This is a genomic window from Ralstonia sp. 1B3, assembly GCF_036631435.1.
Genome location: NZ_JAPNUG010000027.1, coordinates 52,760 through 76,195 on the forward strand (window position 1 = coordinate 52,760; position 23,436 = coordinate 76,195).

General features: G+C 62.7%; 23 protein-coding genes and 1 tRNA gene. 15 read left to right on the forward strand and 9 right to left on the reverse strand.

Features of this window, described 5'->3' with window-relative positions:
- Nucleotides 1–169: 169 nt before the first annotated feature.
- Nucleotides 170–619, forward strand: coding sequence for a hypothetical protein (locus OWR21_RS07790; protein ID WP_332394930.1), 450 nt, complete (start codon nt 170–172; stop codon nt 617–619).
- Nucleotides 620–755: 136 nt separating this feature from the next.
- Nucleotides 756–1,142: a hypothetical protein gene (locus OWR21_RS07795; protein ID WP_147213886.1), complete on the forward strand. Its 387-nt coding sequence runs from the start codon at nt 756–758 to the stop codon at nt 1,140–1,142.
- 138 nt (nt 1,143–1,280) lie between these two features.
- Here the strand turns inward: OWR21_RS07795 and OWR21_RS07800 are convergent, their stop codons facing one another.
- Nucleotides 1,281–3,392, reverse strand: a complete 2,112-nt coding sequence (locus OWR21_RS07800) for a hypothetical protein (protein WP_442968610.1) — start codon at nt 3,390–3,392, stop codon at nt 1,281–1,283.
- 157 nt (nt 3,393–3,549) lie between these two features.
- The gene (locus OWR21_RS07805) at nt 3,550–6,246 is read right to left on the reverse strand and encodes a sensor domain-containing diguanylate cyclase (protein ID WP_332394931.1); all 2,697 of its coding nucleotides are present in this window, start codon (nt 6,244–6,246) and stop codon (nt 3,550–3,552) included.
- A gap of 521 nt (nt 6,247–6,767) precedes the next feature.
- Here OWR21_RS07805 and OWR21_RS07810 point away from each other — a divergent pair.
- The 3 genes from OWR21_RS07810 to OWR21_RS07820 all read left to right on the forward strand — a co-directional run bounded on the left by OWR21_RS07810 (nt 6,768) and on the right by OWR21_RS07820 (nt 9,439).
- Nucleotides 6,768–8,486 carry a methyl-accepting chemotaxis protein gene (locus tag OWR21_RS07810; protein WP_332394932.1) on the forward strand — a complete coding sequence of 573 codons (1,719 nt, stop codon included), beginning with the start codon at nt 6,768–6,770 and terminating at the stop codon, nt 8,484–8,486.
- Nucleotides 8,486–8,800, forward strand: coding sequence for a hypothetical protein (locus tag OWR21_RS07815; protein ID WP_147213889.1), 315 nt, complete (start codon nt 8,486–8,488; stop codon nt 8,798–8,800). Before OWR21_RS07810 ends, OWR21_RS07815 begins: the two co-directional genes overlap by 1 nt.
- Before the next feature lie 321 nt (nt 8,801–9,121).
- Nucleotides 9,122–9,439 (forward strand): hypothetical protein, encoded by a 318-nt coding sequence (locus OWR21_RS07820; RefSeq protein ID WP_147213890.1) that lies wholly within the window; start codon nt 9,122–9,124, stop codon nt 9,437–9,439.
- 407 nt (nt 9,440–9,846) lie between these two features.
- Here OWR21_RS07820 and OWR21_RS07825 read toward each other — a convergent pair whose 3' ends face one another.
- A complete protein-coding gene (locus tag OWR21_RS07825) occupies nt 9,847–10,083 on the reverse strand; it encodes a hypothetical protein (RefSeq protein WP_147213891.1) in 237 nt (78 codons plus the stop codon).
- A 290-nt stretch (nt 10,084–10,373) separates the two neighbouring features.
- Complete coding sequence (locus OWR21_RS07830) at nt 10,374–11,105, reverse strand: cyclic nucleotide-binding domain-containing protein (RefSeq protein WP_332394933.1); 732 nt, start codon at nt 11,103–11,105, stop codon at nt 10,374–10,376.
- 268 nt (nt 11,106–11,373) lie between these two features.
- Between OWR21_RS07830 and OWR21_RS07835 the strand changes: the two genes are divergently transcribed.
- Nucleotides 11,374–11,769 carry a hypothetical protein gene (locus tag OWR21_RS07835; RefSeq protein WP_332394934.1) on the forward strand — a complete coding sequence of 132 codons (396 nt, stop codon included), beginning with the start codon at nt 11,374–11,376 and terminating at the stop codon, nt 11,767–11,769.
- A 179-nt stretch (nt 11,770–11,948) separates the two neighbouring features.
- Here the strand turns inward: OWR21_RS07835 and OWR21_RS07840 are convergent, their stop codons facing one another.
- The 3 genes from OWR21_RS07840 to OWR21_RS07850 form a co-directional block, all read right to left on the reverse strand.
- Nucleotides 11,949–12,695 (reverse strand): hypothetical protein, encoded by a 747-nt coding sequence (locus tag OWR21_RS07840; RefSeq protein ID WP_332394935.1) that lies wholly within the window; start codon nt 12,693–12,695, stop codon nt 11,949–11,951.
- A gap of 350 nt (nt 12,696–13,045) precedes the next feature.
- Nucleotides 13,046–13,122: transfer RNA gene (locus OWR21_RS07845), tRNA-OTHER, on the reverse strand.
- 98 nt (nt 13,123–13,220) lie between these two features.
- Nucleotides 13,221–14,282 (reverse strand): SDR family oxidoreductase, encoded by a 1,062-nt coding sequence (locus OWR21_RS07850; RefSeq protein ID WP_332394936.1) that lies wholly within the window; start codon nt 14,280–14,282, stop codon nt 13,221–13,223.
- 107 nt (nt 14,283–14,389) lie between these two features.
- On the opposite strand from OWR21_RS07850, the gene OWR21_RS07855 reads away from it, so the two are divergent.
- Together OWR21_RS07855 and OWR21_RS07860 are read left to right on the forward strand one after the other, a co-directional pair.
- On the forward strand, nt 14,390–15,295 hold the full coding sequence (locus OWR21_RS07855) for a LysR family transcriptional regulator (protein WP_316902343.1): 906 nt from the start codon (nt 14,390–14,392) through the stop codon (nt 15,293–15,295).
- Nucleotides 15,296–15,410: 115 nt separating this feature from the next.
- The gene (locus tag OWR21_RS07860) at nt 15,411–16,355 is read left to right on the forward strand and encodes a chemotaxis protein (protein WP_092971204.1); all 945 of its coding nucleotides are present in this window, start codon (nt 15,411–15,413) and stop codon (nt 16,353–16,355) included.
- 61 nt (nt 16,356–16,416) lie between these two features.
- On the opposite strand, the gene OWR21_RS07865 is transcribed toward OWR21_RS07860, so the two are convergent.
- Together OWR21_RS07865 and OWR21_RS07870 are read right to left on the reverse strand one after the other, a co-directional pair.
- The gene (locus OWR21_RS07865; protein ID WP_332394937.1) at nt 16,417–16,929 is read right to left on the reverse strand and encodes a hypothetical protein; all 513 of its coding nucleotides are present in this window, start codon (nt 16,927–16,929) and stop codon (nt 16,417–16,419) included.
- Between the two features lie 87 nt (nt 16,930–17,016).
- Nucleotides 17,017–17,661, reverse strand: a complete 645-nt coding sequence (locus OWR21_RS07870) for a TetR/AcrR family transcriptional regulator (protein ID WP_147213905.1) — start codon at nt 17,659–17,661, stop codon at nt 17,017–17,019.
- A gap of 139 nt (nt 17,662–17,800) precedes the next feature.
- Between OWR21_RS07870 and OWR21_RS07875 the strand changes: the two genes are divergently transcribed.
- From OWR21_RS07875 to paaD, 7 genes are all read left to right on the forward strand, one after another.
- Nucleotides 17,801–18,232: a YybH family protein gene (locus tag OWR21_RS07875; RefSeq protein ID WP_316902340.1), complete on the forward strand. Its 432-nt coding sequence runs from the start codon at nt 17,801–17,803 to the stop codon at nt 18,230–18,232.
- 73 nt (nt 18,233–18,305) lie between these two features.
- A complete protein-coding gene (locus tag OWR21_RS07880; RefSeq protein WP_147213907.1) occupies nt 18,306–18,737 on the forward strand; it encodes a VOC family protein in 432 nt (143 codons plus the stop codon).
- Between the two features lie 427 nt (nt 18,738–19,164).
- Nucleotides 19,165–20,613: a DHA2 family efflux MFS transporter permease subunit gene (locus OWR21_RS07885; RefSeq protein ID WP_147213908.1), complete on the forward strand. Its 1,449-nt coding sequence runs from the start codon at nt 19,165–19,167 to the stop codon at nt 20,611–20,613.
- Nucleotides 20,614–20,779: 166 nt separating this feature from the next.
- Complete coding sequence (gene paaA, locus OWR21_RS07890) at nt 20,780–21,799, forward strand: 1,2-phenylacetyl-CoA epoxidase subunit PaaA (RefSeq protein ID WP_332394938.1); 1,020 nt, start codon at nt 20,780–20,782, stop codon at nt 21,797–21,799.
- Nucleotides 21,800–21,816: 17 nt separating this feature from the next.
- Nucleotides 21,817–22,104, forward strand: coding sequence for a 1,2-phenylacetyl-CoA epoxidase subunit PaaB (paaB, locus tag OWR21_RS07895; protein WP_332394939.1), 288 nt, complete (start codon nt 21,817–21,819; stop codon nt 22,102–22,104).
- A 9-nt stretch (nt 22,105–22,113) separates the two neighbouring features.
- Nucleotides 22,114–22,914 (forward strand): 1,2-phenylacetyl-CoA epoxidase subunit PaaC, encoded by an 801-nt coding sequence (gene paaC / locus OWR21_RS07900; RefSeq protein ID WP_332394971.1) that lies wholly within the window; start codon nt 22,114–22,116, stop codon nt 22,912–22,914.
- Entirely contained in the window at nt 22,908–23,420 is a 513-nt protein-coding gene (paaD, locus tag OWR21_RS07905; RefSeq protein WP_332394940.1) for a 1,2-phenylacetyl-CoA epoxidase subunit PaaD, read from the forward strand. The genes paaC and paaD overlap by 7 nt, the downstream gene beginning before the upstream one ends.
- The last annotated feature ends 16 nt before the right edge of the window (nt 23,421–23,436 follow it).

Here is a 23,436-nt window from a genome sequence, read left to right on the forward strand (position 1 = left end):
TAAGCGTCGATTGCAAAGGTCCTGGACGGCTGAACGCAGTTGAACGCCGCATCCGCGGTGCCTGCCGATCCAGTCGGAAGTTGATCTGTGTCAGCCAGCGAAGGGCAGCATCGACGTACCGTGGGTCCTATCAGAGAAGCCATCCAATAGGCTAAGAACGGGGAACGTCATGCTTGAGCAACAACCAGATGAGGTGGTCGCCGCCACGCTTTGGGAACTGGAATCCTCGGTGTCCCGTGCGCTGCCCGGAGGCGCGCTTGTCAGTTCCGCAAGGGCCGCCTGCGGCGGCTACGACGTGGCTGCGAAGTGGACCATGCCGACAGCCCGCGGCAATCGGCAGGAATGCACCTTGAAACTGCATTTCAGCTTGGTGGAGGCCAGGGCGTACTGCCGGTTGAACCATCCAAGACGGGAGGAAATCTGCCGGCGCATGAGCGAATGGCTGGTGGGGCAGTTGGAAATCCAGGGCCGAGAGCGCGCAGACACCGGGTACGACCTGGTGCTGGCCGTGCCAAACGACTTCTTTGTGGATGAGCAAGACACCATTCAGGTGGGCCGCCAGGACAGGGAGCACGATTTTTCGCTCTATCGAGGGGCATCACTGCCGCCGCTGACGTGAGCGGAAGTTCGGTCCGCCATTTGACGCTCCTGCGCTAAACATCGGTTCGTTGTGCGCCGTCAACGCACGCGGCTACGCAGGAGCTACCTTCGAATGGCGGCCCGTCAATGTGGGTGCGCGGAAATGCGGAGGCCTTATGCGCGAGACGATCAGCGAAGCCGAGAAGACCTGTCTACGTGAACTCCAAGATGCGCTAACCGAGACGCTGCCCCGTCGGGCCGTCTTGCGACTGGAAGGCGACGAGCTAGACGGAATAGATGTTCATGCGTGGTGGATAGTGGAAGGCCCGCAAGGCGCCAAGCAGGTGAATTCGTTTTCGTTCCACCTGACGGAGTCGATGTTGCAGGCTTACTTCCACCAGCCCATGGAGGCGCGTGCAAGTACGTGCAGACGATTGAAGGATTGGGCGAACTGGGCGCTCGAAGGTGCAGAGGAGACTGGCGACAGCGAGATGGGCTTCGATATCTGCGTTGCCGTACCTGGGGGCATCTTCCATCCAGGCGCTGATTTGCAACGAGCCTGACAGTCCATCGCAGGCGACGTCGGGGAGGGCCCGGCGCCATCGCGTGCGGGCCGGTAATGGACGTTGTGGGCGTCCATCCCGGAGTCCGCGTCAGGGCCGCTGCAGCCGGTAACGAACCGGCAACCCCATCGCACCTGCTTACTGCGTAATCGCAGCGGTGCCCACTCGATAGCAGGTCGGAATCGCGTTCTTCTTGGGGCGTTGATAGATCAGTTTGTAGGCGCCGGTCGAGGCACGCGACTGCGGTGAACTGAATGTCACGACCTTCCCGTAATCGCCGTTCGCAGTGGCTTCTTTACCGATGATCAGCGGCGAGAGGATCGGGTCTGTACGTGCGGAGTCCGCGTCGATGATGCGGCGCACGTGCGAGAGATTCTCGACGTACCAGTCCGCCTTCATCGCTGCGGTGGGGATCACGAACGGACGATATGCCGGGCCCGCAAAATGGCTGTCGATGATCATCCATGGGTCCTTGTCGACACTTCCCAGTTCAGACGGAAGCACCTTCTGACCGGCCGTTGCGCTCTTCAAGTAAGAACCAATGTCGGCACCCAGGCGCGAGCCGCGTTCTCCAGCGGTGGCCGGGTCGAACAGGTTGCCGTCCGGGCCATTTCTGAGTTCGCTGAATCGTTTGCCCGTCCAGGTGATGACGTGGGAGACGATGTAGCCATTCGCGATGTTCGAAGGCGTGGCGTTCCCGGGCTGGGGCGCGGTCTGCGTGATGTACAGAAGGTCGCCCGGCCGCAGGTGGCCAACGAGGCTCGCGATGTTGCCTTGGTTGATGTCGAGCAGGACGCCCGCCTGCTCCTTGCCCACCAGCGGATCATCGCCGGTCGAACATGCCTGCGTGCCGATACCGGTTTCGAGATTGCCGTCCTTTTGCGTGACGCCCGCAAAGTTGTATGCCCATGATGTGAAGTCCGAGCAATCGACCCCTAGCCACTTGACCTCGGCATGTGTCAGGGCAGCGAGACTCTGCGCGCCGTCGCTCCTGCGATTTGCCGTACACGTCATGCCGGAGCTGTCACCACCGGATGTACTTCCGGATGACGAATTGCGGAACTTCGCCGGGCTTGCGGGCGGAAGCCAGCCGGGGATGTGGTGGTGGCAATAGTTCAGGCCCTGGTCCACCCAGTAGTTCTCCACGGCCATGACAAGTTCACGCTGGAACGTCGCCACGTCGGCATTGCACGACGCCGAGGAAATCGCGCCGTATACGGCGGCATGCGGTCCCCACGTCCCCCCATTTGCGTAGTTCGCCCAATTGGCGACGGTCACGCCGTTGCCAAGCTGCGCCTGCACGTCGTTCTTTCGGCTTTCGAACAGGGAGGACGCCTCGCCCAGGAGCGCGTTGCGGTCGTGGCAGGCCGCGCTGCTCACGGTGATGGCCGAGGGCTGGCCCGGGATGATGGCGCGCAGCTTCGAAACAGACGTGATGCCAGAGCGGTTACGCGTGCCGCCGATATAGTCGGCAGCCCCTACCGTGATGGCGCAGTTCGCAGCGGCCGGCGCACTCACCGTGCCGTCAGCGGCTACGTCGCCCGCGCCGGCGTGGCAGTCGCTTAGTGTGTCGCCGTTGGCCGCCTGCGCGACGATGTTTGCAGTGCTCTCGGCAACTGATATCCCGGCAGACGTGCGGCTTTGTGATTCGGCCCCCAGGGCCAGCGCCATGAGCGCGCCAGGCGTCACGTCCGACGTGCCGCCCGTTTCCACGAACGTGGGCAGCGTCTGCTGCACGTCGATGTTGCCTGCCAGGGCGTTCACGCGCGACAAAGCGGCGGCGACGTTGTCGGGAGTCAGGCCACCCGCGCTGCGGGCATCTTCGACCACGGCATTCGACCACGGAGAGACAACCATCCGCGTCGGCTCAGACAAGTAGACCGCATCGACTTCACCCGAGAGGTTGCCGCTTGCGCCGGTCGCCTCTTCTTCGTATGTGCCTCCCGTTACCCGGACGAGCACGGGATAGCGCAGCGCTTGCCACAGCGAAAACGTGCCGTCGCTCGCGGTCATGGTGGTGGCGAGCGGCTCTGGCGCCGCACTGCCGTCAGGGTTCAGTGCGTAGATCGCGACTTTCGCGTTCGCCACGGCGCCCAGTAAGACGCTGCCGGAAACGACCGGGGCGGACGAGCCGCAGCCCGCGAGGGTAAGCGCGAGTACAGCGCTCGCCATGTAGGAGAGTTGTAAAGCTTTCACGGATGGACGTGTCCGAATTCTGAGGCGGTTGATATTGCCGAGCTGCTCGAGCATCGACGTTGAGTATCTTCAGCGTATAAGGCGCACTGCCCGCCTGATCAACTAAATAGCGAAGCGGACACCAGCCTTATCTTCCAATTGCGCAGATGCCGCGCCGGCATGTGCGCGCGACGCCGGTTGCCACCGCGGCCGATTCAGTTTTTGTCGGTGCTCAACGAGGGCCGCCGCACTCCGGTACGGCTTCTGTGATCGGAACGTCGTCGGAGAATTCGTAGCGCGCTTTGCCGTGGCCCTTGGCGCGATAGAGCGCCTCGTCTGCGGCGGCAAACACGACGGCCCGCTCCACGTTGTGGCTCAGTCGTGCCACGCCAACGCTACACCCCAGTTCAATGACGACTTCACCAAACTTGTAGGGCCGCGCGCCAATCGAAACGATTCGGCCAGCCAGCCTGTGCAACGCTTCGTCGTTCACCGGCCCGACGATGACGGCAAATTCGTCGCCACCGAAGCGGGCGACAAAATCGGACGGACGTGTGACTGTGCGCAGCCGGTCGGCAAATGCGCGCAGCACCTCGTCGCCGGTTGAGTGGCCGTAAGTGTCGTTGACGCGTTTGAACCCGTCGAGGTCGATGAGCAGCAGGGCGCCCAGCTCGCGGCGGTTGCCGGAAGAAAGCGCTTTCTCCATCTGGTTGTCAAAGCCGGCGCGGTTCATCAGACCCGTGAGATGGTCTGTCATCGACAGGGCTTTCAGACGGATCTCCTTCTCCCTGCGGGCGGTGATGTCTGTGACAAGGATGTGCACACCGATGACGGTGCCGTCGGCCCGGAACTGCGGGACATACTGAACTTCCCGGTATGCGAGCGAGGACCCGATGCGCTCCTCGCGCTCGAACTTCTGCGGGCTTCCTGCCAGCGCCCTCTCCAATGGCTCGCGCAGGCGCTCATACGCGGCCAGGCCGACGACTTCGGCAACGGTCTTGCCGACAAGACTTGAACGTGGCATGCCCATCTCGCTTGCATAGGCGGCGTTTACAAACTCGTATCGGCCGTCTGCGCCCACGAAGAGCACGTGCCCCGGCATTGCGTCCGTGACGGTCTGCAAGGTCTCTGCGTTGCGCTGGATGGCTTCTTTCGCTGCCTTTTCGGCACGGATGTCGCGCATGAGCGCGGAGTAATGGTCAAGCTTGCCGGTGGCATCGCGGTGAACGATGACGGTGTGGGCCACAGGAACGACTTCTCGCTCGGCGTTGTATGCGAGCGTTTCGCCCATCCACATGCCCGATCTCAGCGCGGTGGGCACGGCGACCTCTGTCAGCAGCTGTAACGTCTCTGGCGGGTGGTAGTCGGCAATGGTCGTTTCGCTGACGGCTTTGTCGGGCGGAATGCCCGCGAAGACTCGACCCGCCGGGTTGATGTAGGTCAGTTGCCCGTACCGGTCTGTTTGGGCAATGAAGTCCGGCGTGGCTTCCAGAATGGACATCAGCGCGCCAATCGCCTCTTCGGCGCGAACGCGTTGTGTGATGTCTTCAATGACGCCGACATATCCTTCGGCTTTCCCGTCCACCACAACAGGGGCCGCCGTCACGGATATCTGGCGGTCCGGTTCGCCCGGTATGGAGAAGCGCTGCATGTCGCGAAAGAGCAGGCCCGCTTCCCTTGAGGCATCCCACGCGTTCTCTGCGCGCTCCTTGTCTTCCGGTGAGAGCCTCTCACGCCACGAATCTGCAAGCGCATCCTTCTTCGACAGGCCGAGAATGCGGCAGTACGCGTCGTTCACGTAGGTCGTGCGGCCATCATTGCGTGTCCGGAAGAATCCGAGCGGTGATGCGTCGTTGACCGCTTCGAGTTCGGCCCTCTGCTGTACGACCTGACCCATGAGGGCGCGCAGGCTGCGCACGATGGAGTCGATTTCGGGAGAAGCGCGTCCGATATCGAGCGTAGTGAGCCCATCCCATTCGCAGTGGTCGGGCCGACGCAAAGCGACGTGCAGACGGTGCAAAGGCCTGAGAAGCCACTGCATGCCGCTCCACACAGACAACGCGACCAGACCAATCAGGCAAAGGGAAACCCACCCCAGGCGGTGTCGCATGACGGCAAAGGGGGCATCAACTTCGGCCCTGGGGATGACCGACCCCAATGTCCATCCTGTGGCAATGACGTTCTCCAGCGTGATCATCGGCGCTGCCTCATCCAGAGGTTGGCCGGCAAGCGCCTTTGCGATGTCCGGCTCCGCTGTGGTGTTGGCGAGGAGCTTTTCGTCGTCTGGATGGATGACGAATACCGGGGCATTGCCCCGCTGAACAACGAATAGATAGCCGTGCTCGCCAATGCGGGTACTCCGCATGTCGCCCAGAAAGTTCGGGCGAAGCAACCCCAGCGATGCGCAGAACACGCCAACCATGTGACCCGCTTCATTCAAGACGGGTGCGGCGAAGACGATGTTTGGCGCGCCTCCGATTCGGTTGCGCAGCGGTGCGGAGATGGTGGCCTGACCGACGACAACGACTTGCTTGAAGTAGTCGCGGTCATGAACGTCCAGACCGACCACTTGCTCTACGTAAGGGGACACGGCTGTCACCTTGCCGTCCATGCCGACAAGGAACACGCCATCAAACATCCCGGCAGTGGGTGCGATGGAAGCAAAGTACTTGCGAGCGTCTTGCATAGACGCGAAGTGGACCGTGCGGGTCTGGCCTGCGGTGCGCTGGACAATGTCGAGGTACGCGTCCATGCGCTGACGGAGGTCGGTCGCGGCATCCTTTACCAGCGCCTGTTGATGCTTCTGAATCAATACCTGAATGTCTGACCGGAACTTCGTTCGTTCGGCCAGGAAAGCGATGCAGATCAGGGTGGCCACGATGAGGCTGGCCAGCAAAGCAGCTTGGAATTTCAGGGTGGGCCGGCTCATGCGGATTTTTCTGTTATGCGTTTTGTCCGACAGCGGGACCGACAGCCCGGCGGGGCGCCGTCCACACGCGCCGGCCGTTGTGAGCGGGATTGGGATTCGACGGAGTCACGGTGCTGGATCGACGCGCATCTCAATAGGGTGGTGTGCGTCTCCTAACGCGTGATCGCGGTGTACCGCTGCTCCAATCGACGCCTGCCGCGGAAACCTTAGAACCGCGTGCGAACGTTTCTTGATCTACGTCAAGGGTTTGACGGTTGATTGCCGGCGACAGGACCGGTGCTCAATGTTGCGTTTTTTCACAACTGTTCCAGAGTGGAACGTTGCTCAAGCAGAGGGCTGCCGTGTTGGCTGCTGTGTTCGCCTCACGGCGGCGGGCCACTACGTGGACGTCCTTTGTCAGCTTGCGCTTGGCTGCTTCTGGCCTGGGTCTTGCAGAGATGGCATCGCAGGCCAACGGACCTGCGGGCCAACCGTCATGCGGTGCGCCCTTACACAAAAATGCTGTTTTGCTGGGGAGCGCTATGCAACTTCTGTCGAGATTCAGTCTCACCAAGAGACTCTATTTTTTCTCCTTCATCTTGATTGGCGCATTGGCCGCACTGGCCATGGCGTCTTGGGTTCAGCTGTCCAACGTGGCGGCGCTTGCCGACACCGCTGGACGTGTCCGCGTGCTCCAATTGCAGCGCATCGCCAGTACCGAGCAGTGCGTGACGCGGGTGTTGCTGCAGATCCGCCATGCCATGTTGGTGAAGACGCCCGAAGACGTGGGCCAATCGGTTGAGCAAATCAACGCGCGACGCAAGCAGATTTCCGAGAACGATGCCGCGTTCCTGAAGGAACTGACCAAGGCTGCAGACCGTGACGCTTTTGAAGCGAATTGGTTGAACCTTCAGAAGGTCACCTGGCCCTTTGTTGAGCGCAACCTGAAGCTCATCCAAGCGGGGCAACGAGACGACGCGTTCCACATGCTCATGACTGAAACCATTCCTGCGCTGGATCGCATGCAGGCATGGCTCGACGCCGAGAAGAAGCGGCAAGAGGGCATCCTCACCGATGAAGTGGCGGGCATTACCGCCGCAGCATCGCAGACGCGGGGTCAGCTCAATGGCCTGGTGCTGGCGATTGCAGTGGGGCTTGTCGCTTTCTCGTGGTTCACGGGACGTTCCTTGCGTCAGCGTGTCGAGGTTTCGCAGCGTGTTGCAGAACGGGTGCGCGACGGCGACCTGATCGCAACACACGCCGACATGGCACGCGACGAATTCAGTCCGCTGCTGTCGGCCCTGAAGGCCATGCAGGATTCGCTGGCCAGCGTGGTCGGTACGGTCCGGCAGAACGCCGACAACGTTGCTGCTGCGTCCACCGAGATTGCGCAAGGCAATACCGACCTCTCGAAGCGCACCGAAGAGCAAGCCGCGTCCTTGGAGCAGACCGCTTCGACGATGGCTCAACTTACCGAGACGGTCCGGCAGAACGCCGATGCCGCCAAGCAGGCGAACGCTCTCGCCACGCGCGCTACCGACGTAGCCGACGCGGGCAACGATGCCATGCAAGGCATGGTCGGCACGATCGAGCAGATCAGCGGCAGCTCCACAAGAATCTCCGAGATCACCGGTGTGATCGAAGGCATCGCATTCCAGACGAACATCCTCGCGCTGAACGCGGCGGTGGAGGCCGCACGCGCCGGCGAGCAAGGCCGTGGCTTTGCGGTGGTTGCCAGTGAGGTGCGCAGCCTGGCGCAACGCTCGGCTGCAGCCGCAAAGGAGATCAAGGATCTGATCGGGTCGTCTGTGGCCATGATCCAGGATGGCGCCAGGCAAGCGACCGATGTCGGCGCCACCATCGGAGAAGTAAAACAGGCCATCAAGCAGGTAGCCGATATCGTCAGCGAGATTGCCGCGGCTTCGGAGGAGCAAAGCCAGGGCATCGAACAGGTCAATCAGGCGGTGAGCCAGATGGATGAGGCCACCCAGCAGAACGCCGCGCTCGTGGAAGAGGCGTCTGCGGCCGCGCATTCGCTAGAGGAGCAGGCGATCAAGCTCAAGCAGGCTGTGTCCGTTTTCAGGCTTGCCGACGATGGCGGGCTGGCCATGAGCAGTGGGGCGCTGCATGGCATGCCGGTGCCTAAGGGCTCCGTGGCGCGCAAGCCGAGTGTCAGCCCCAGGCGAGGTTCTGAACGCCTGGCATCCGCGGTGCAACCTGCAATGGCAGCGGGCTCAGGCGACCAATGGGAGGCCTTCTGATGGACGCAGCAGCGATGATGTACGGCCCAGGAACATGCGGTGCGGCAACGGAGGACTTTACGCGGACAACCGCTGAAACCGTACTGCGGTTCAGTGGACGCCTGGCGGTGCTCTACCAGTTTGTGGGCGCGGTCTTTCTGCAGTGCGACGGCAAGCAACTCAAGGCCATTACGCCTGCCTTCCGGCGTGGCATCGAAGAGTCGATGTCATTGACGGACGACATGGCCGTCCCGGCGGAGTATCACGATGCGTTGCTGGAACAGGCAAACGTCTTGTTGACAGCCCTCGAAGCCTTGGGGAACAAGCCCGTATAGGGCAGCGTTTCCCTGGACGAGCGTCGGTCGCCCAATCGCCTCCCCATCCTTTCGGTGCCGCGTTGCCGTGGCACCTGCTTGAGGCAATTCCATGGTGGTGGGGAGTCTGTTTTGGGCGCGTAGAACGTCGCCACCGCATCGGCTTTGCTCTCCACCTCCACTACGGTGTGCGCGCAGCAGCTGAGTTGAGCTTGAGCAGGATCAACTCCGCTCGCCTCCATCCCGTGTGTGAAAGCAGGAGTCGCACTTAACTTGAGGTAAGCGGTTGAGTTGGTGAGCGCCTTTAACGGCGAGCAGCCTTGCGACAGGGAGGAGACAGCCATGACGCCCGAACCGGAAGACACAGGCGAGCTTATTCAGGTCAAAGCCGTTCTGCGAAAGAACCTGGAGTCCATGGGCGCCATTGCGGCGCGAATGGTGGTGCTGATGAAGTTTCGGGAGGCGGTATTGCCGTATCTTCCGCCCGCCGCCGCCCGGGCGGCCCTCGATGCCTTCAACGCAAGCCTGGAAGAGGCGATCCCGCTGGCGGCCGAGTTCGGATCGATGCCCGCATACAGCGATGCGTTTTTCGATGAAGTTCTGACGACCCGGGCAGCGATGCAGCGGCGGCAGAACGGCGAAGCGGTTCTCGATCATTGACGGCCAACGCTATTTCGACCTTTGATGGCCCCGGCCTGCCGTGGCCATCGACGTGGCTCGTCGTGGCATTTTTTCCTGCTGCGATAGCGCGAATTTGCCTTAGCTCTTCCGGCGGATTCCAGGCCGCCCGGATTGGCCGCAGGATGTCGCCCGTGCCGTCCACGTTCGTGTTGCGGCACCAGGGCGAGAGCTGACCTTCTCGTCTGTCCGAGGCCAAGCGCGTCCCAGCTTGGCCTTTTTTTGAGGGCGCGCTTCGGTCGCCAGGGCAATGGTGCAGCCGCTTTCCCAGGCCGGGTCGACGGCGGAGCTTGCGCAGCCGATGGCGTGGCGGTGCCGCACGGCGCAGAGCGGGAAGCGGGAAGCGGCGGTTTCGTTGGGTGTCATGCCGCTTCCGTGTGGGCGGCTGCCTATGCAGCGGCAGGCAGGGAGGCGGAGGTTTCTTCAGCGGTCTGCTTGCCGAGCAGAATCGCCGCGCTCAATGCCATGCCTTCGGTGATGAAGCCTTCAGGCGAACACGCAGACTGCCACTCCAATGGTGCTCTGCCGGTGGGCGCATAGCGAAACTCGCTCGCCCATCTGCCGTCGGTTCGTCGTTGTGTGCGTATTTCGACGTGGCCTCTCTGTGCTTTGACGATCAATTCCATGGGACCCCTCGTTATTGTGTTCCCCCTTCTCCCGCAGGCGGGGCGCCGTTCTGCGCGGCGCATCCCAATAGCATCACGGTATGAATGTTTGAGTTCAATGTCTAGCGATTCCTCCAGTACATCGCGCGAGGCGCTGAATGGCCGCGCGTTTTCAGGATGTGCTGAATTGCGATGCGGCGATTTCTGCCAAGGCAGCGTGCCTTGCCCAATTGCCTTTGGGCGCATGGAAGATGCTCGCGAATGATCGACGGGGCGAAAGCGCTTTCACCGCCTGCTTCGTTCAGCGGAGGCTAGAGAACCGGGTGCTTTTGAACGCCCGCCTGTGCAACCGTCTCCAGCCCTTGCACGTCGAGGATCTGGATCTCGCGATGGTCCACTCGCAAGATGCCTTCGCGCGCGAGCAAACTGAAGATCCGGCTCACGGTTTCGAGTGTCATGGCGAGGTGCTCGGCAATCTCTTCGCGGCTCATGCGAAGGATGATGTGTCGATTGGAGAAGCCCCGTTCCCGCAGGCGTTCAGAAAGGTCGAGCAAAAACATGGCGATACGCTCTTCCGAGCGCATCGAACCGATGCAGAGCATCAGCCGTTGTTTACGGCCGATGCGCGCGCTGAAGATCTGCGTAACCAGTTGTTGAATCGCGCCTTCCCGTTGTGCCAACTCGGCAAGGCTGTTCCACGATATGGCGCATACCTCGGAGTCTTCCAACGCGATTGCCGTTGAGGTTCGGGTATCCGACTCGAAGCCGTCCGTGCCGAATATGTCGCCGCTCAGGTAGAACGCTGCGATCATTTCCCGGCCTTCGGCGGTGCCCAGCGTCAGCTTGAACGTGCCGTACTTGACCGCATAGATATCGTCCAGCGCATCGCCGGAACGGAAAATCGACTCGCCTCTCTTTACCCTGATCTTTCGATGTGCGATGTCCTCCACCAAGGCCGCCTCCCGGCTGTTCAAGCCACGCGAAAGGCAAAGGTGACCGTTCCGGCACGTGGTACAGCCGAGGTTGGGGGCGTTGTTGGACATGAGGCGTGCGGGGGCGGGAGGGGAAACAATAGTGTTATCGGCAGCCGCTCCCGGAACTTCATGTTGCCGCGTCAGATACCCGATACGCAGGTATCTGCGCGGCGCGTTGCTGTTCGCGTGTGACGGATCGTTTGCAGAAGCCACAGTTGTACAGGGGCCCGCCGGCGATACGCTCAATAATTGATCCACGTCAGTATTTTGGCCAGCGCGGCGGGTACGCTCGGGGAATTTCGATACTGGTCCAGCTTCGAACCCCGGGGGAAACGCAATGCTGAACGCACAAGTCGAAGAGACCGGCGCCGCTGCCGAACGGGAATTGGGCGCCGTGGTGGCAGCAACGCTACCGCGAAGTGCATTTGTCAGAACATTCCACACAAAAGCCGGCGGCTACGACGTCCAAGCGGAATGGACGACCCGTAGCCCTTACGGGCTGCAGGCAAATTGCACGCTTGCGCTCCATTTCACGGGCGCGGAGATATCCAGCTACGCAGGTTTCAGTGCCGCCAAGCGTGAAGAGGCATGCCGCCGAGTGGCCGACTGGTTGAGTATTCGGCTGGAAGTGCAGGCAGGGGAGGTTCTCTGGGACAGGGGGTTTGATATCGAGGCGGTGGCGCCTTCGGCCTTCTTCGTTGAAGAGGCCGGTCGCACTAAAACCCTGCAGTAGATCTTTGCCCGCGATACCACTGCTGAAATTGGCGGCCCTGCAGACAAAAGAGGGTTGCCTATCTTGCGGGATGGCGCACTGATCGACCAACCTCAACCACAAAGAGCCGGCACCCTAGGCGCCGGCCTTTACCATCGGTTCAATTCCTCGGCACTACGCCTCGGCACTACGCTCACAGCCTAGTGCCCCTGCCCATACCCCTCCAGGCTGAGCAGCAATCCCTTCAACGCATCCTTGAAGCTATGGCCGGCCTTCATTAGTTCCGCCAGGCTCTTCACACACTCGGCGCGCTTGGCACCGGGCGGGTGGTCGCCAGACCAGCCGGCGTTGAAGATGCCGGTCGCAACGCCGTTGTTGGCAACGTTGCAGATATCGTCCCAGCTCACCCCGGCTTGCTTCAGCAGGTATGCGGCGCCCAGGTCCGCAATGATCTCCGTACGCGGGCCGTCCAGCGGTCGCTTGTGGTCGTAGCCCAGGTCTGCCGCCAGCTTTTCGCTGAAGGCGTGGCCCAGTTCGTGGGCAAGGGCGAATTTGATGGCGTTGTCGCCAAGCTGGAGCAAGCGGCTGTTCACGTCGATGACGACGTCGGTCACGTTGTTGTGTTCGTGGGTGCCCAGCGTGGAGTTGGGCACAGCGTTGCCGATGCCGTTGTCCAGCCTGACTGCCCCGGTGACGGGCAGCCCGCCGATAGCGGTGAATGCGCCGCCGTTGTAGAAGTCCCGCTTGATGATGGCAACCAGGTTGCCACCAATAACAGTCGCCTGTGCGATGTCCATGATCGATCTCTTCCTGACGTTGGTTTGGGAGTCGGTCGACAACGTCAATCTGAACGAAGCCATGCGCGCAAAATGCGAGATCGCGATCGCACGTGTGTCGTCATCCGTTGCCGTGAAGAGAAGGTAGGTCTGCGTGCCGCATGAAACCATGTGCCAATCGGCCCAGCCGTCGCTATATGCCGTCGACAAGGGCCGGTGGGTGGCATGTCCCGCAACAGGTGCTTGGCAGCGTTAAAGGCGTGATCACCTTGCTGCAAGAAGCGCGGGACCGTATGGAGGCGGACTGAAGATCACCGAAGCGGAAGAGTTCAAGACAAAAGCCGGCCATTGGCCGGCTTTTTTGCCCGTCGGTTTTGCGGCCGTTTGAGGACTCGCGCGTTAAGGTGCGCCGTGCCGATAAAGCATAACGTGGCCGATCGGGTCAACAACCATAACCTGTCCAAATGGCCACTTTATGCTTAACGGCACAACAACGTTGGTTGCTCCTCAACATCATCAGATGGTGGGGCGTACAGGATTTGAACCTGCCTGCCTGCGCCGGTAAACCGTCGCCGCTCGACCTATGAGCTACCGCCCCGCCTTCACTATATCGACCCATCCTGAGGAAACCCGAGTCGGGACATCCCCCTAGCCGGATCGGCCAGGGCGTCTTCATCGTGGGGGCATCCGGATGCTCTACCCCGGAATGATCCTGCGCTCGCGCAAGTCGTCGAAGATGCGCATGAACATCGCTTCCGTCTCTACGTATTCATGAAAGCCGAAGCGGCGAGCCTTGGAGCCGTCGCCGAACATGTCGTAATCCCACGAGAAGACGAAGTCGGCAAAGCGCCACGAAGACACATCGCGGTAGGGCGTGTTTGCCAGGCCATGCCGGGCGATCATGCTCTGCCAGAGCGGCGCCTTGTCGGCCATGACGGTGTCGAGCGACAAGGGCAGCGGCAGGGCGACTTCCAGGTCAAAGTACCGCGCGATCCGGGGCCACATTTCGCTCCAGCGGAACAGGTCGCCGTTGTTGATGTTGAAGGCCTGGTTGGCGCAGCGCGGGTCGGTGGCGGCCCACACGGTGGCGCGGGCGAGCAGGCCGGCGTCGGTCATTTCCAGCAGGTGGCCGTACGCGCCGGGTTTGCCGGGAAACCGCAGCGGCAAGCCCAGCTCTTTCGAGATCGACGCATACATGGCAATGGCCACCGCCAGGTTCATCGGGTTGCCCAGCGCGAAGCCGCCCACCACCGACGGGCGGATGGCCGACCACGTCCACGCTTTGCCCGGCTGGCGCGCTTCCAGGAAGGTCTGCTGATCGAACATGAATTCAGGCGGCATGAAGTGCGCATCGGTTTCGCGCGCCGGCGTTTTGAATGGCCCAAGGTGACCGCCGTAGACCTTGTAGCCCTGCATCAGGCTAATGTGCGTCAGGTCGGGCGATGCGGCTTCGATGGCGTCGACCACGTTGGTCAGCATGGCGAGGTTGGGCGGCACCAGCTCGGCCCAGGTGGGACGGTCTTGGTATGCGGCGTAGAAGATATGGGTGACGTTGCCCAGCGCGCCGAGCTTGATGCGCGTGGCGGCCGCGTCGAGCAGGTCGACGGCGATGTGCCGGACGCGCTGTGTCGATTCACCGCCGCGACGCGACAGGCCCACGATGCGCCAGTCGTCCAATGTGGCGAGGTGTTCGATCAGGTTGCGGCCGATCACGCCCTGCGCGCCCACGACGAGCGCGACTTTGTCCTGTGTAGTCATATTGGTGTTGGATGGAGCCTCGAATCAGCAATGGCTACCAGTATGAGAACGCCAGGATCTGTGCGATAGACTGCCTGTCAGAACAATATCTATGAATTGAAATCACAATGGCGCGGCTCGATGTCAATCGTTTTGGCGAGATGGAAGTCTTCGTGCGGGTGGTGGAAGAAGGCGGTTTCTCGGCGGCGGCGCGGGCGTGCCGGATGACGCCGTCGGCGGTGAGCAAGCTGGTGGCACGGTTGGAAGGCCGGCTGGGCGCGCGGCTAGTGAACCGCTCCACGCGGCGCTTCCAGCTCACGCCGGAGGGCACGGCCTTCTATGAGCGCAGCGTGACGGTGCTGGCCGATCTGGACGAGGCCGAGCGTGAGGCTTCTGCCGGGGCGCAGCCTTCAGGGCGATTGCGCATCAACTCGAATGTGCCGGTCGGCACGCATTTGCTGCTGCCGATCGTGCCGGCGTTTCTGGCGTGTCACCCGGAAGTGTCGCTCGACATTGCGCTCACGGATCGTGTGGTCGATCTGCTGGAAGACCGCACCGATGTTGCACTGCGCAGCGGACCGCTGAAGAGTTCCCGGCTGGTGGCGCGCAAGCTGGGACAGACGCGCTTGATGGTGGTGGCCTCGCCGGCCTATCTGGCGCGCGCCGGCACGCCGCGCACGCCGGCTGATTTGGAGGGCCACAACTGCCTGACGTTCAGCTACGTGCGCGCCGCAAACGCCTGGCCTTTTATCAAGCGCGGTCGCCGCACCGAATTCACCCCGCACGGCAACGCCCAGATCAGCGATGGCGAAGCGTTGCGCGCCGTGGCGGTCGCGGGCCTGGGTTTGGCGCGCTTGGCGGAGTTTCAGGTGCGTGCCGATCTGGAGGCCGGCCGCCTCGTCCCCGTGCTGGAGGATTACAACCCCGGCGAGACCGAAGACATCCATGCCGTCTACGTTGGGCAGGGCGCGCATCTGCCCGCGCGTGTTCGGGCGTTTCTGGATTTCCTCGTCGCGCACGTAAAGGTTGCCTAGGCTTTTGTTTCCCCACGCTGGAAGGGCGCGGCGTTCACATTCGCAAAACGCCTTCAAGTTGCCAAAGGCCGTGCCGTTTACCGCCACATAACGTGTGCTTGAACGGGGGAAGACAATGTCGCAGCACGAAGTCGATGAACGGACCAATCTGACGAACAACAACCGCTTTGAGCTGTTGCTGTTCCGCCTGGGCGAATCTGCGCGTTCCAATCAGCGCGAAATGTTCGGCATTAACGTCTTCAAGGTGCGCGAGATCATGGTCATGCCGCCTGTGACGCATGTGGCGGATGCCGGCGCCCATATCCTGGGTGCGGTCAATGTGCGCGGCCAGATCATTCCCGTGATCGACCTTGCCAGCGTGATCGGCACCAAGAACGGCAATGCCAACATCCTCCTGATTACCGAATACGCGCGCTCGACCCAAGGCTTTGCGGTGGAGGAAGTGGACGAGATCGTGCGCCTGGAGTGGAGCCAGATCTTCCCGGCCGAGGCGAGCGTGGGCAGCAGCAATATCACGAGCCTGGCGCGCCTGGATGGCAATGCAGACAACTCGCGCCTGGCGCAGGTGATCGACGTCGAGCAGATCCTGGTGGATGTGTTCCCGACCCGCCGCACCGATCTGGCGCCGGACAATGACGAGCGGCCGATCAAGCTGCCGCCGGGCGCAAAGCTGCTTGTGGCGGATGACTCGGGCCTCGCGCGATCGCTGATCGCAAACGGTCTGGAGGCGATGGGCACCCCATACGTGATGACCAAGAGCGGCCAGGAAGCGTGGGATACGCTGCAGAACATCGCGCGCGATGCCGCCCGCGAAGGCAAGACCGTGCGTGACAAGATCGCGCTGGTGCTGACCGATCTGGAAATGCCCGAGATGGACGGCTTCACGCTCACGCGCAAGATCAAGACCGAGCCGGCGTTCCAGTCGATTCCGGTGGTGATCCACTCGTCGCTGTCGGGCTCGGCCAATGAAGACCACGTGCGCCGCGTTGGCGCCAATGGCTACGTCGCCAAGTTCGAAGCCAACGAACTCGCGCAGGCCATCGCTTCTGCGCTGGGTTAAGCGCGGCGCCAGCATCGAAACCCGCGCGGCGTGCAATGCGCCGCCGGGCGCTGTCTCTGGATTACTTGCGGCTCTGGTGGTCCCCGCCGAGCGGGTCGACGACGATCATGGTGCGATCGAGCACGCCGTTGTCGTCGAAGAGGGCGTTGAAGTGCGCCTGCTGATACCCGAGCACGTACATCCGATATGACCACGCCTCCCGCTTCATCAGCGGGTAGTACTGCGTCGGCTCCTTTGGTGTGCCGAAGCGCTCGAGCACATCGCGTTTGGTCCACACACCAGGGCGCGCCTCGTAGATTTCCTTTTCCGTCAGCATCTGCCGATAGTTGGTCAGCTTGCCGCTTGCATCAAAGTCGGCGGCATAGACTTCGTGGCCCATCGGCTGCTTCGAATAGATCCAGCGGTGCGTGCCGTTTGCCAGTTGATACGTCTCGGTGGGCGCGCCGAAGGTCTCGCGCACGGCCTTTTCGGGCTGGCCGATCATCTTTTGCCCCGTCTGGATCGGCGTGAGCGACGCGCATGCGCTCAACACGAGCGCGGCGGCGCTGATCCATGTGCCAAGTCGCATCTGCATGGTGGTTCTCCGGTGGGTGGCTTTTGCCTTGATGGTAAACACTTCGAGCGCAAGCCATATTCCATTGACGCACCGGTTCAGTCGTCTCTACAGGCCGTTCTCCACCATTTCCACCACGCGCAAGGCAATGGCGCCGGTTTGCTCCGGCGGGCGCCCGCGCAGCGGCCCATCGATGATGAGCAACGCCAGCCCGTGCACCGCCGACCATGCGAGGTATTCGGCACCCGGGCGACGTTCGGGCGGCAACACGCCGGCAGCGGTCATGCGGTCCAGCGCCAGGCCCAATAACTGGAACGGGTTCAGGCCGCTATTGCCGGCTTTGGCCGGGTCCGCATCGTTTTCCACTTCGTCGGGCACAGCAAAGGCCGTACGGAAGAGGCCGGTCTCCATCTGCGCAAACCGCAGATAACCCACGCCGATGGCGCGCAGCGACGCACGTGCGCGCACATCCTCGGGCCACGTCGGGTCGATGGCGTCCAACTCGGCCTCCATGGCGCGCGCCAACGCGGCCAACGCCTCTGCCCGCACAGCTTGCAGCAAGTCCTGTCGCCCCGCGAAGTGCCGGTAGGCGGCGTTCGGCACCACGCCAGCGCGGCGCGTAGCTTCGCGCAGCACGATGGCGTCGGGCCCGCCGGCGCGCGCCAGTTCAATGCCGGCGTCGAGCAGCGCACGTCGCAAGTCGCCATGGCGATACGTGCTCCGCACGGGCGGTCGGGGTGGTTCCTGGGTCATGCAATGCGTCTCCGCAAGTTCTATGTGGACACCGTCCATTATGTCTGCTATCGTTTGTGGACAGTGTTCACAATTGAACCCTAGGCGCTGCTTCGCAAATTTCCAAGCGTTTATTGCGACAGACCTTTCGGAGACCGACATGACCCTAGCCACAGCCGCAGCGGACGATGCAGCGGAACTCCGCACGTTGACCAACGCATGGGCCGCCGCCGTCCGCGCCAAGGATGTCGACGCCGTCATGCGGCATTACGCGCCCGATGTTGTCGTGTTCGACGTGATGCCGCCGCTGTTCGTCAAAGGTGTCGATGCATACCGCCGCAACTGGCAAAGCTGGTTCGACGCGCTGGAAGGTCAGGCCGATTTCCAGTTCACCGAATTGCACCTTGAGGTGAGTGGCGATCTGGCCTATTGCTTCAGCGTGAATCGGTTGCGCGCGCGCTACCGCGACGGCGCAAAGCACGATGCACAGACGCGCGCCACCGTGTGTTTTCGCAAGCGCGATGGCCGTTGGCAAGTCGTACACGAGCATGCCTCGGTGCCGATGCCGGTGCCCGAACCTGCGTGCAGCTGATCGAATTTTTTCCCCGACCGCGTGGCGCAACGCGCGGCTTTGCAGTCCCCCAAGTCCACCCCAAGGAGTTGTGATGCTAGTTCAACCGTATCTGTTCTTCGAAGGTCGTTGTGAAGAAGCGCTGGAGTTCTACAAGAAAACGCTCAGCGCCAAGGTCGATGTCGTGATGCGCTACAAGGATGCGCCCAAGGATGCGCAGCCCACGGCCGAGCAATGCGGCGGCGTGGCGCCTCCGCTCGACAAGGTCATGCATGCTGCATTCCGCGTCGGAGAAACGCAGATTCTGGCGTCCGACGGTATGGCCGCCGGCAAGACGGATTTCAAGGGTTTCGGGTTGTCCGTGAACGTGGCTGACAACGCCACTGCGGAGCGCACCTTCAAGGCACTCGGCGAAGGTGGCCAAGTCACGATGCCGATGTCCGAAACGTTTTTCGCCAACGCATTCGGCATGGTGACCGATCGCTTTGGCATCACGTGGATGGTCATCGCCCCCAAGCCGATGTAACTGCACGGCGTGTGCGGACGGCCGCCGCCCGGTGGCCGTTCTACGCAAAATCGTAGGCGGTCTGTCTTGGCTCACGGCGGCGGTCCGGTGCTAGACTGCGCGATCACCGGGGTTTTACCAATATCAACGAAACCACCCCCTTGGTGACGACCGGCTGTTCTGGCCGCGACCCTTTGCATGGCCCGTGCAAATGTGTCCTTTTCACCTGCTGCCCTCATCCGTCGGAGCGCTCTTCATGCTGAAGATCATTGCGATTGCATCGTTGTCGCGATGACCGCTGTGCCGGGCACATTTTCAAGCTGACGGGCCTTTTTCTGTACGGATGCGATAACCGGCAAGGACGTTGAAGCCGGTCTCGCCAACCCCAAATCGGCTGCGCAATCCTGAGCGACATTCAGGCACGGCGGCCAAGCATAGGAGTGATTCCATGACGCATGGCATCGACGAACGCAAGCGTTGGCTTGCCCTCATCGTGCTCTGCCTGGGCGTGCTGATGATCGTGCTCGATACGACCATCGTGAACGTTGCGCTGCCGTCCATCCAGGCAGACCTGGGCTTTACAGAAACCTCGCTCGTGTGGGTCGTCAACGCCTACATGCTGACCTTCGGCGGGTGCCTGTTGCTGGGCGGCCGGCTGGGTGATCTGTTCGGGCATCGCAAGCTGTTCCTGCTGGGGCTGACGCTGTTCACGCTGGCATCGGCCGCATGCGGGCTGGCGAATTCGCAAGGGCTGCTGATTACGGCGCGCGCCGTGCAGGGGCTGGGCGGCGCGGTGGTGTCGGCGGTGTCGCTGTCGCTGATCATGAATCTGTTCACCTCGCCGGCGGACCGCGCCAAGGCAATGGGCATCTACGGCTTTGTCTGTGCGGGCGGCGGCAGCATCGGGGTGTTGCTCGGTGGCCTCCTGACGAGCACGCTGAGCTGGCACTGGATCTTCCTGGTCAACCTGCCGATTGGCGTGGCGGTGTACGCCGCCTGCGTGGCGTTGCTGCCGGTGGGCAAGCCGTTGGCCGATCGCACAAAACTCGACGTGGCAGGCGCGATCGCCGTCACCGCATCGCTGATGCTCGCGGTGTACGCCGTCGTGCACGGCAACGAAGCCGGTTGGACATCGACGCAGACGCTCACGCAGCTGGGCATTGCCATTGCGTTGATGATCGCGTTCCTGGTCATTGAATCGCGTGTGTCGCATCCCCTGATGCCGCTGCGTATGTTCGCGCTGCGCAACGTCGCCACAGCAAACGTGGTCGGCGTGCTGTGGGCGGCGGCGATGTTTGCGTGGTTCTTCATCTCGGCGCTGTACATGCAGCGCGTGCTCGACTACAGCGCGATGCAGGTGGGGCTGGCCTTCCTGCCCGCCAACATCATCATGGCGGTGTTCTCGCTGGGCCTGTCGGCCAAGCTCGTGATGCGCTTCGGCATTCGCGCGCCGCTCTCGGTGGGTTTGCTGGTGGCAGGCATTGGGCTGGTGCTGTTTGCGCGCGCGCCCGCGGGCGGCAGCTTTGTGCTCGACGTGCTGCCCGGCATGCTGTTGCTCGGCTTGGGCGCCGGTGTGGCGTTCAACCCGGTGCTGCTGGCCGCCATGAGCGATGTGGCGCCCGATGAATCCGGCCTGGCGTCTGGCGTGGTCAACACGTCGTTCATGATGGGCGGCGCGTTGGGCCTGGCCATCCTGGCAAGTCTGGCTGCCGCGCGCACCGAAGGTCTGGCTGCGGCAGGGGCCGATGCCACGACGGCACTCAATGGCGGGTATCACCTCGCGTTCCTGCTGGGGGCAGTTGCCGCCGTGCTGGGTTCGGTGCTGGCGGGCGTGTTTGTGCGCACGCGCACGCAAGGCGCCGGGCAGGGCGAAGCCTCGTCGGCAGCGCCAATCTGAGTCACAGAAAAGGAACCTGAGGAGCAGGGCGCACCGCATGTCTCACACGAGGCATGCGGTGAAAACCGTTATTGACCGACCGGTCGGACGGTTTATAATCGATCCATCCAAAACACGGTGCGCATGACGTGCCGTGCACATGCCGCGCCAGCGGCCGGAGGATCGCATGTACACCCAAAGCCTCGACCAGCCCGGCGGTCTGCTCACGGAGCAGGAACTGGCCGCCGCCTCTCAAGGCGAAGCCGATTTGCAGGCGCGCTTCGATGCACGCATCGGGGCCGACCACAAGATCGAGCCGCAGGACTGGATGCCGGCGCCGTACCGCAAGACGCTGCTGCGGCAGATTTCGCAGCACGCGCACTCCGAGGTGGTCGGCATGCTGCCCGAGGGCAATTGGATCAGCCGGGCGCCGTCGCTCAAGCGCAAGGCCATCCTCCTGGCCAAGGTGCAGGACGAAGCGGGCCACGGCCTCTATCTCTATTCCGCCGCTGAAACGCTCGGCAGCTCGCGCGACGAGATGATCGACGCGCTGCACGAAGGCCGGGCGAAGTATTCGTCGATCTTCAATTACCCGACGCTCTCCTGGGCAGACGTGGGCGTGATCGGCTGGCTGGTCGATGGCGCGGCCATCATGAACCAGGTGCCGCTGTGCCGTTGCTCTTACGGCCCGTATGCGCGCGCCATGATCCGCATCTGCAAGGAAGAGTCGTTCCACCAGCGTCAGGGCTATGAATCGTTGCTGACGATGATGGGCGGCACGCAGGCGCAGCGCGACATGGTGCAGGAAGCCGTCAACCGCTGGTGGTTTCCGGTGCTGATGATGTTCGGGCCGCCCGACACCGCATCGCCCAACAGCGCGCAGACCATGGCCTGGGGAATCAAGCGTATCTCGAACGACGATCTGCGGCAGCGTTTTGTCGACGCCACCGTCGAGCAGGCGCGCGTGCTTGGCGTGACGCTGCCCGACCCCGGCCTCACGTGGAACGAAGCGCGCGGCCATTACGATTTCTCGCCGCTCGATTGGTCCGAATTCAAGCGCGTGCTCGATGGTCACGGCCCGTGCAACCGCGAGCGCCTTGCCACCCGCAAACGCGCACACGAAGAAGGCGAGTGGGTGCGTGAAGCCGCGCTCGCCTACGCACGCAAGCAGGCCGAACGCGCTGCCGCCAATCAACAAGCTGCCTGAACCGGAAGGAACCCACCATGCATCAACACGAATGGCCGCTGTGGGAAGTGTTCATCCGCAGCAAGCAGGGCCTGGAGCACAAGCATTGCGGCAGCCTGCACGCCGTGGACGCCAAGCAGGCGCTGCAGATGGCGCGCGATGTCTACACGCGGCGGCAGGAAGGCGCCTCCATCTGGGTGGTGCCGTCGGCCGCCATCACCGCGAGCGAACCTGACGACAAGCCGATGCTCTTCGACCCGATGGCCGACAAGATCTATCGCCACCCGACGTTCTATCGGCTGCCCGATGAAGTCAACCACATGTGAGCCGCGGTGATGACTTCCGACGCGCATCTGCAATACATCCTTCGCCTGGCCGACAACGCGCTCATTCTCGGCCAGCGCAACGCGGAGTGGACGGGCCACGGCCCCGTGCTGGAAGAAGACATCGCGCTGTCCAATCTCAGTCTTGATCTGATCGGCCAGGCGCGATTGCTCTACACGCACGCGGGGCAGATCGAAGGCGCGCTCACCGGCACACCGCGCACGGAAGACGACTACGCCTATTGGCGCGCCGAGCCGGCTTTCCGCAACTACACGCTGCTCGAGCTGCCCCATGCCGGGCCGCTGGTCGCGACATCGGCGACGACGCGCGACTACGCCGTCACCATCGTCCGCTACTTCCTGTACGCCGCGTTGATGGTGCCGCTGTGGGAAGCGTTGACGCGTTCGACCGACACCGAGCTGGCCGCCATTGCCGCCAAATCCGTGAAGGAGATGCGTTACCACCTCGCCCATACCCGCGACTGGCTCGTGCGCTTCGGTGATGGCACCGAGGAATCGCATGCACGTGCGCAGGCCGCGCTCGATTGGCTGATGCCGTACACGAACGAATTTTTTGCCGCGGACGACGTTGAAACGGCTGCGGCCGAAGCCGGCATCGGCGTGCGTCCGGCAGACCTGCGCGACGCATGGGAGGCGACGGTGCGTGACGCGCTGGACGAGGCCACGCTGCGCTGGCCCGAGCCCGGTCCCTATGTCAGCACCGGCAAGCACGGCGTGCATTCCGAGCATATGGGCTACCTGCTGGCCGAGATGCAGGGATTGGCGCGCCAGTTCCCGGGGGCATCGTGGTAAGCGAGCGATTGCAGCGCGCGCGCATCGCGCTGGAGGCCGTCACCGACCCGGAGATCCCCGTGGTGACGATTGCCGAACTGGGCATCCTGCGCGATCTCCAGCTCGACGAGGCCGGCACACTGGTCGCGACGATCACGCCCACGTATTCCGGCTGCCCCGCCATTGAGCAGATTTCCGATGACGTGAGCCGGGCGTTGCAGGCGGCGGACGTGGGTGCGTATCGCGTGCGTTCGGTGTTGTCGCCGGCATGGACGACGGATTGGATTACCGCTGAAGGGCGCCGCAAGCTGCGCGACTTTGGCATTGCCCCGCCGGCGCACGTGGCAGAAGAAGGTGGCGCTCGCCCGATTCGTCTTACACGTCCCGCGCAGGCTGAGCACATCGCCTGCCCGCAATGCGGGTCGCACGATACGGCGCTCATTTCAGCTTTCGGCTCCACTGCCTGCAAAGCGCTGTACCGCTGCCGCGCGTGCCGCGAGCCGTTCGACTACTTCAAGCCTTACTGAGCCCACCGGGCACGAC

What these genes read in the sequence shown, in the direction of transcription:
- OWR21_RS07880 (WP_147213907.1), top strand. Translation starts at nt 18,306, where the DNA reads ATGCTAGTTCAACCGTATCTGTTCTTCGAAGGTCGTTGTGAAGAAGCG.
- OWR21_RS07795 (WP_147213886.1), top strand. Translation starts at nt 756, where the DNA reads ATGCGCGAGACGATCAGCGAAGCCGAGAAGACCTGTCTACGTGAACTC.
- OWR21_RS07805 (WP_332394931.1), bottom strand. Translation starts at nt 6,246, where the DNA reads ATGAGCCGGCCCACCCTGAAATTCCAAGCTGCTTTGCTGGCCAGCCTC.
- OWR21_RS07885 (WP_147213908.1), top strand. Translation starts at nt 19,165, where the DNA reads ATGACGCATGGCATCGACGAACGCAAGCGTTGGCTTGCCCTCATCGTG.
- paaA (WP_332394938.1), top strand. Translation starts at nt 20,780, where the DNA reads ATGTACACCCAAAGCCTCGACCAGCCCGGCGGTCTGCTCACGGAGCAG.
- paaB (WP_332394939.1), top strand. Translation starts at nt 21,817, where the DNA reads ATGCATCAACACGAATGGCCGCTGTGGGAAGTGTTCATCCGCAGCAAG.
- OWR21_RS07830 (WP_332394933.1), bottom strand. Translation starts at nt 11,105, where the DNA reads ATGTCCAACAACGCCCCCAACCTCGGCTGTACCACGTGCCGGAACGGT.
- OWR21_RS07850 (WP_332394936.1), bottom strand. Translation starts at nt 14,282, where the DNA reads ATGACTACACAGGACAAAGTCGCGCTCGTCGTGGGCGCGCAGGGCGTG.
- OWR21_RS07865 (WP_332394937.1), bottom strand. Translation starts at nt 16,929, where the DNA reads ATGCAGATGCGACTTGGCACATGGATCAGCGCCGCCGCGCTCGTGTTG.
- paaC (WP_332394971.1), top strand. Translation starts at nt 22,114, where the DNA reads ATGACTTCCGACGCGCATCTGCAATACATCCTTCGCCTGGCCGACAAC.
- OWR21_RS07855 (WP_316902343.1), top strand. Translation starts at nt 14,390, where the DNA reads ATGGCGCGGCTCGATGTCAATCGTTTTGGCGAGATGGAAGTCTTCGTG.
- OWR21_RS07835 (WP_332394934.1), top strand. Translation starts at nt 11,374, where the DNA reads ATGCTGAACGCACAAGTCGAAGAGACCGGCGCCGCTGCCGAACGGGAA.
- OWR21_RS07825 (WP_147213891.1), bottom strand. Translation starts at nt 10,083, where the DNA reads ATGGAATTGATCGTCAAAGCACAGAGAGGCCACGTCGAAATACGCACA.
- OWR21_RS07790 (WP_332394930.1), top strand. Translation starts at nt 170, where the DNA reads ATGCTTGAGCAACAACCAGATGAGGTGGTCGCCGCCACGCTTTGGGAA.
- OWR21_RS07875 (WP_316902340.1), top strand. Translation starts at nt 17,801, where the DNA reads ATGACCCTAGCCACAGCCGCAGCGGACGATGCAGCGGAACTCCGCACG.
- OWR21_RS07860 (WP_092971204.1), top strand. Translation starts at nt 15,411, where the DNA reads ATGTCGCAGCACGAAGTCGATGAACGGACCAATCTGACGAACAACAAC.
- OWR21_RS07870 (WP_147213905.1), bottom strand. Translation starts at nt 17,661, where the DNA reads ATGACCCAGGAACCACCCCGACCGCCCGTGCGGAGCACGTATCGCCAT.
- OWR21_RS07820 (WP_147213890.1), top strand. Translation starts at nt 9,122, where the DNA reads ATGACGCCCGAACCGGAAGACACAGGCGAGCTTATTCAGGTCAAAGCC.
- OWR21_RS07810 (WP_332394932.1), top strand. Translation starts at nt 6,768, where the DNA reads ATGCAACTTCTGTCGAGATTCAGTCTCACCAAGAGACTCTATTTTTTC.
- OWR21_RS07840 (WP_332394935.1), bottom strand. Translation starts at nt 12,695, where the DNA reads ATGGTTTCATGCGGCACGCAGACCTACCTTCTCTTCACGGCAACGGAT.
- OWR21_RS07800 (WP_442968610.1), bottom strand. Translation starts at nt 3,392, where the DNA reads ATGCTCGAGCAGCTCGGCAATATCAACCGCCTCAGAATTCGGACACGT.
- OWR21_RS07815 (WP_147213889.1), top strand. Translation starts at nt 8,486, where the DNA reads ATGGACGCAGCAGCGATGATGTACGGCCCAGGAACATGCGGTGCGGCA.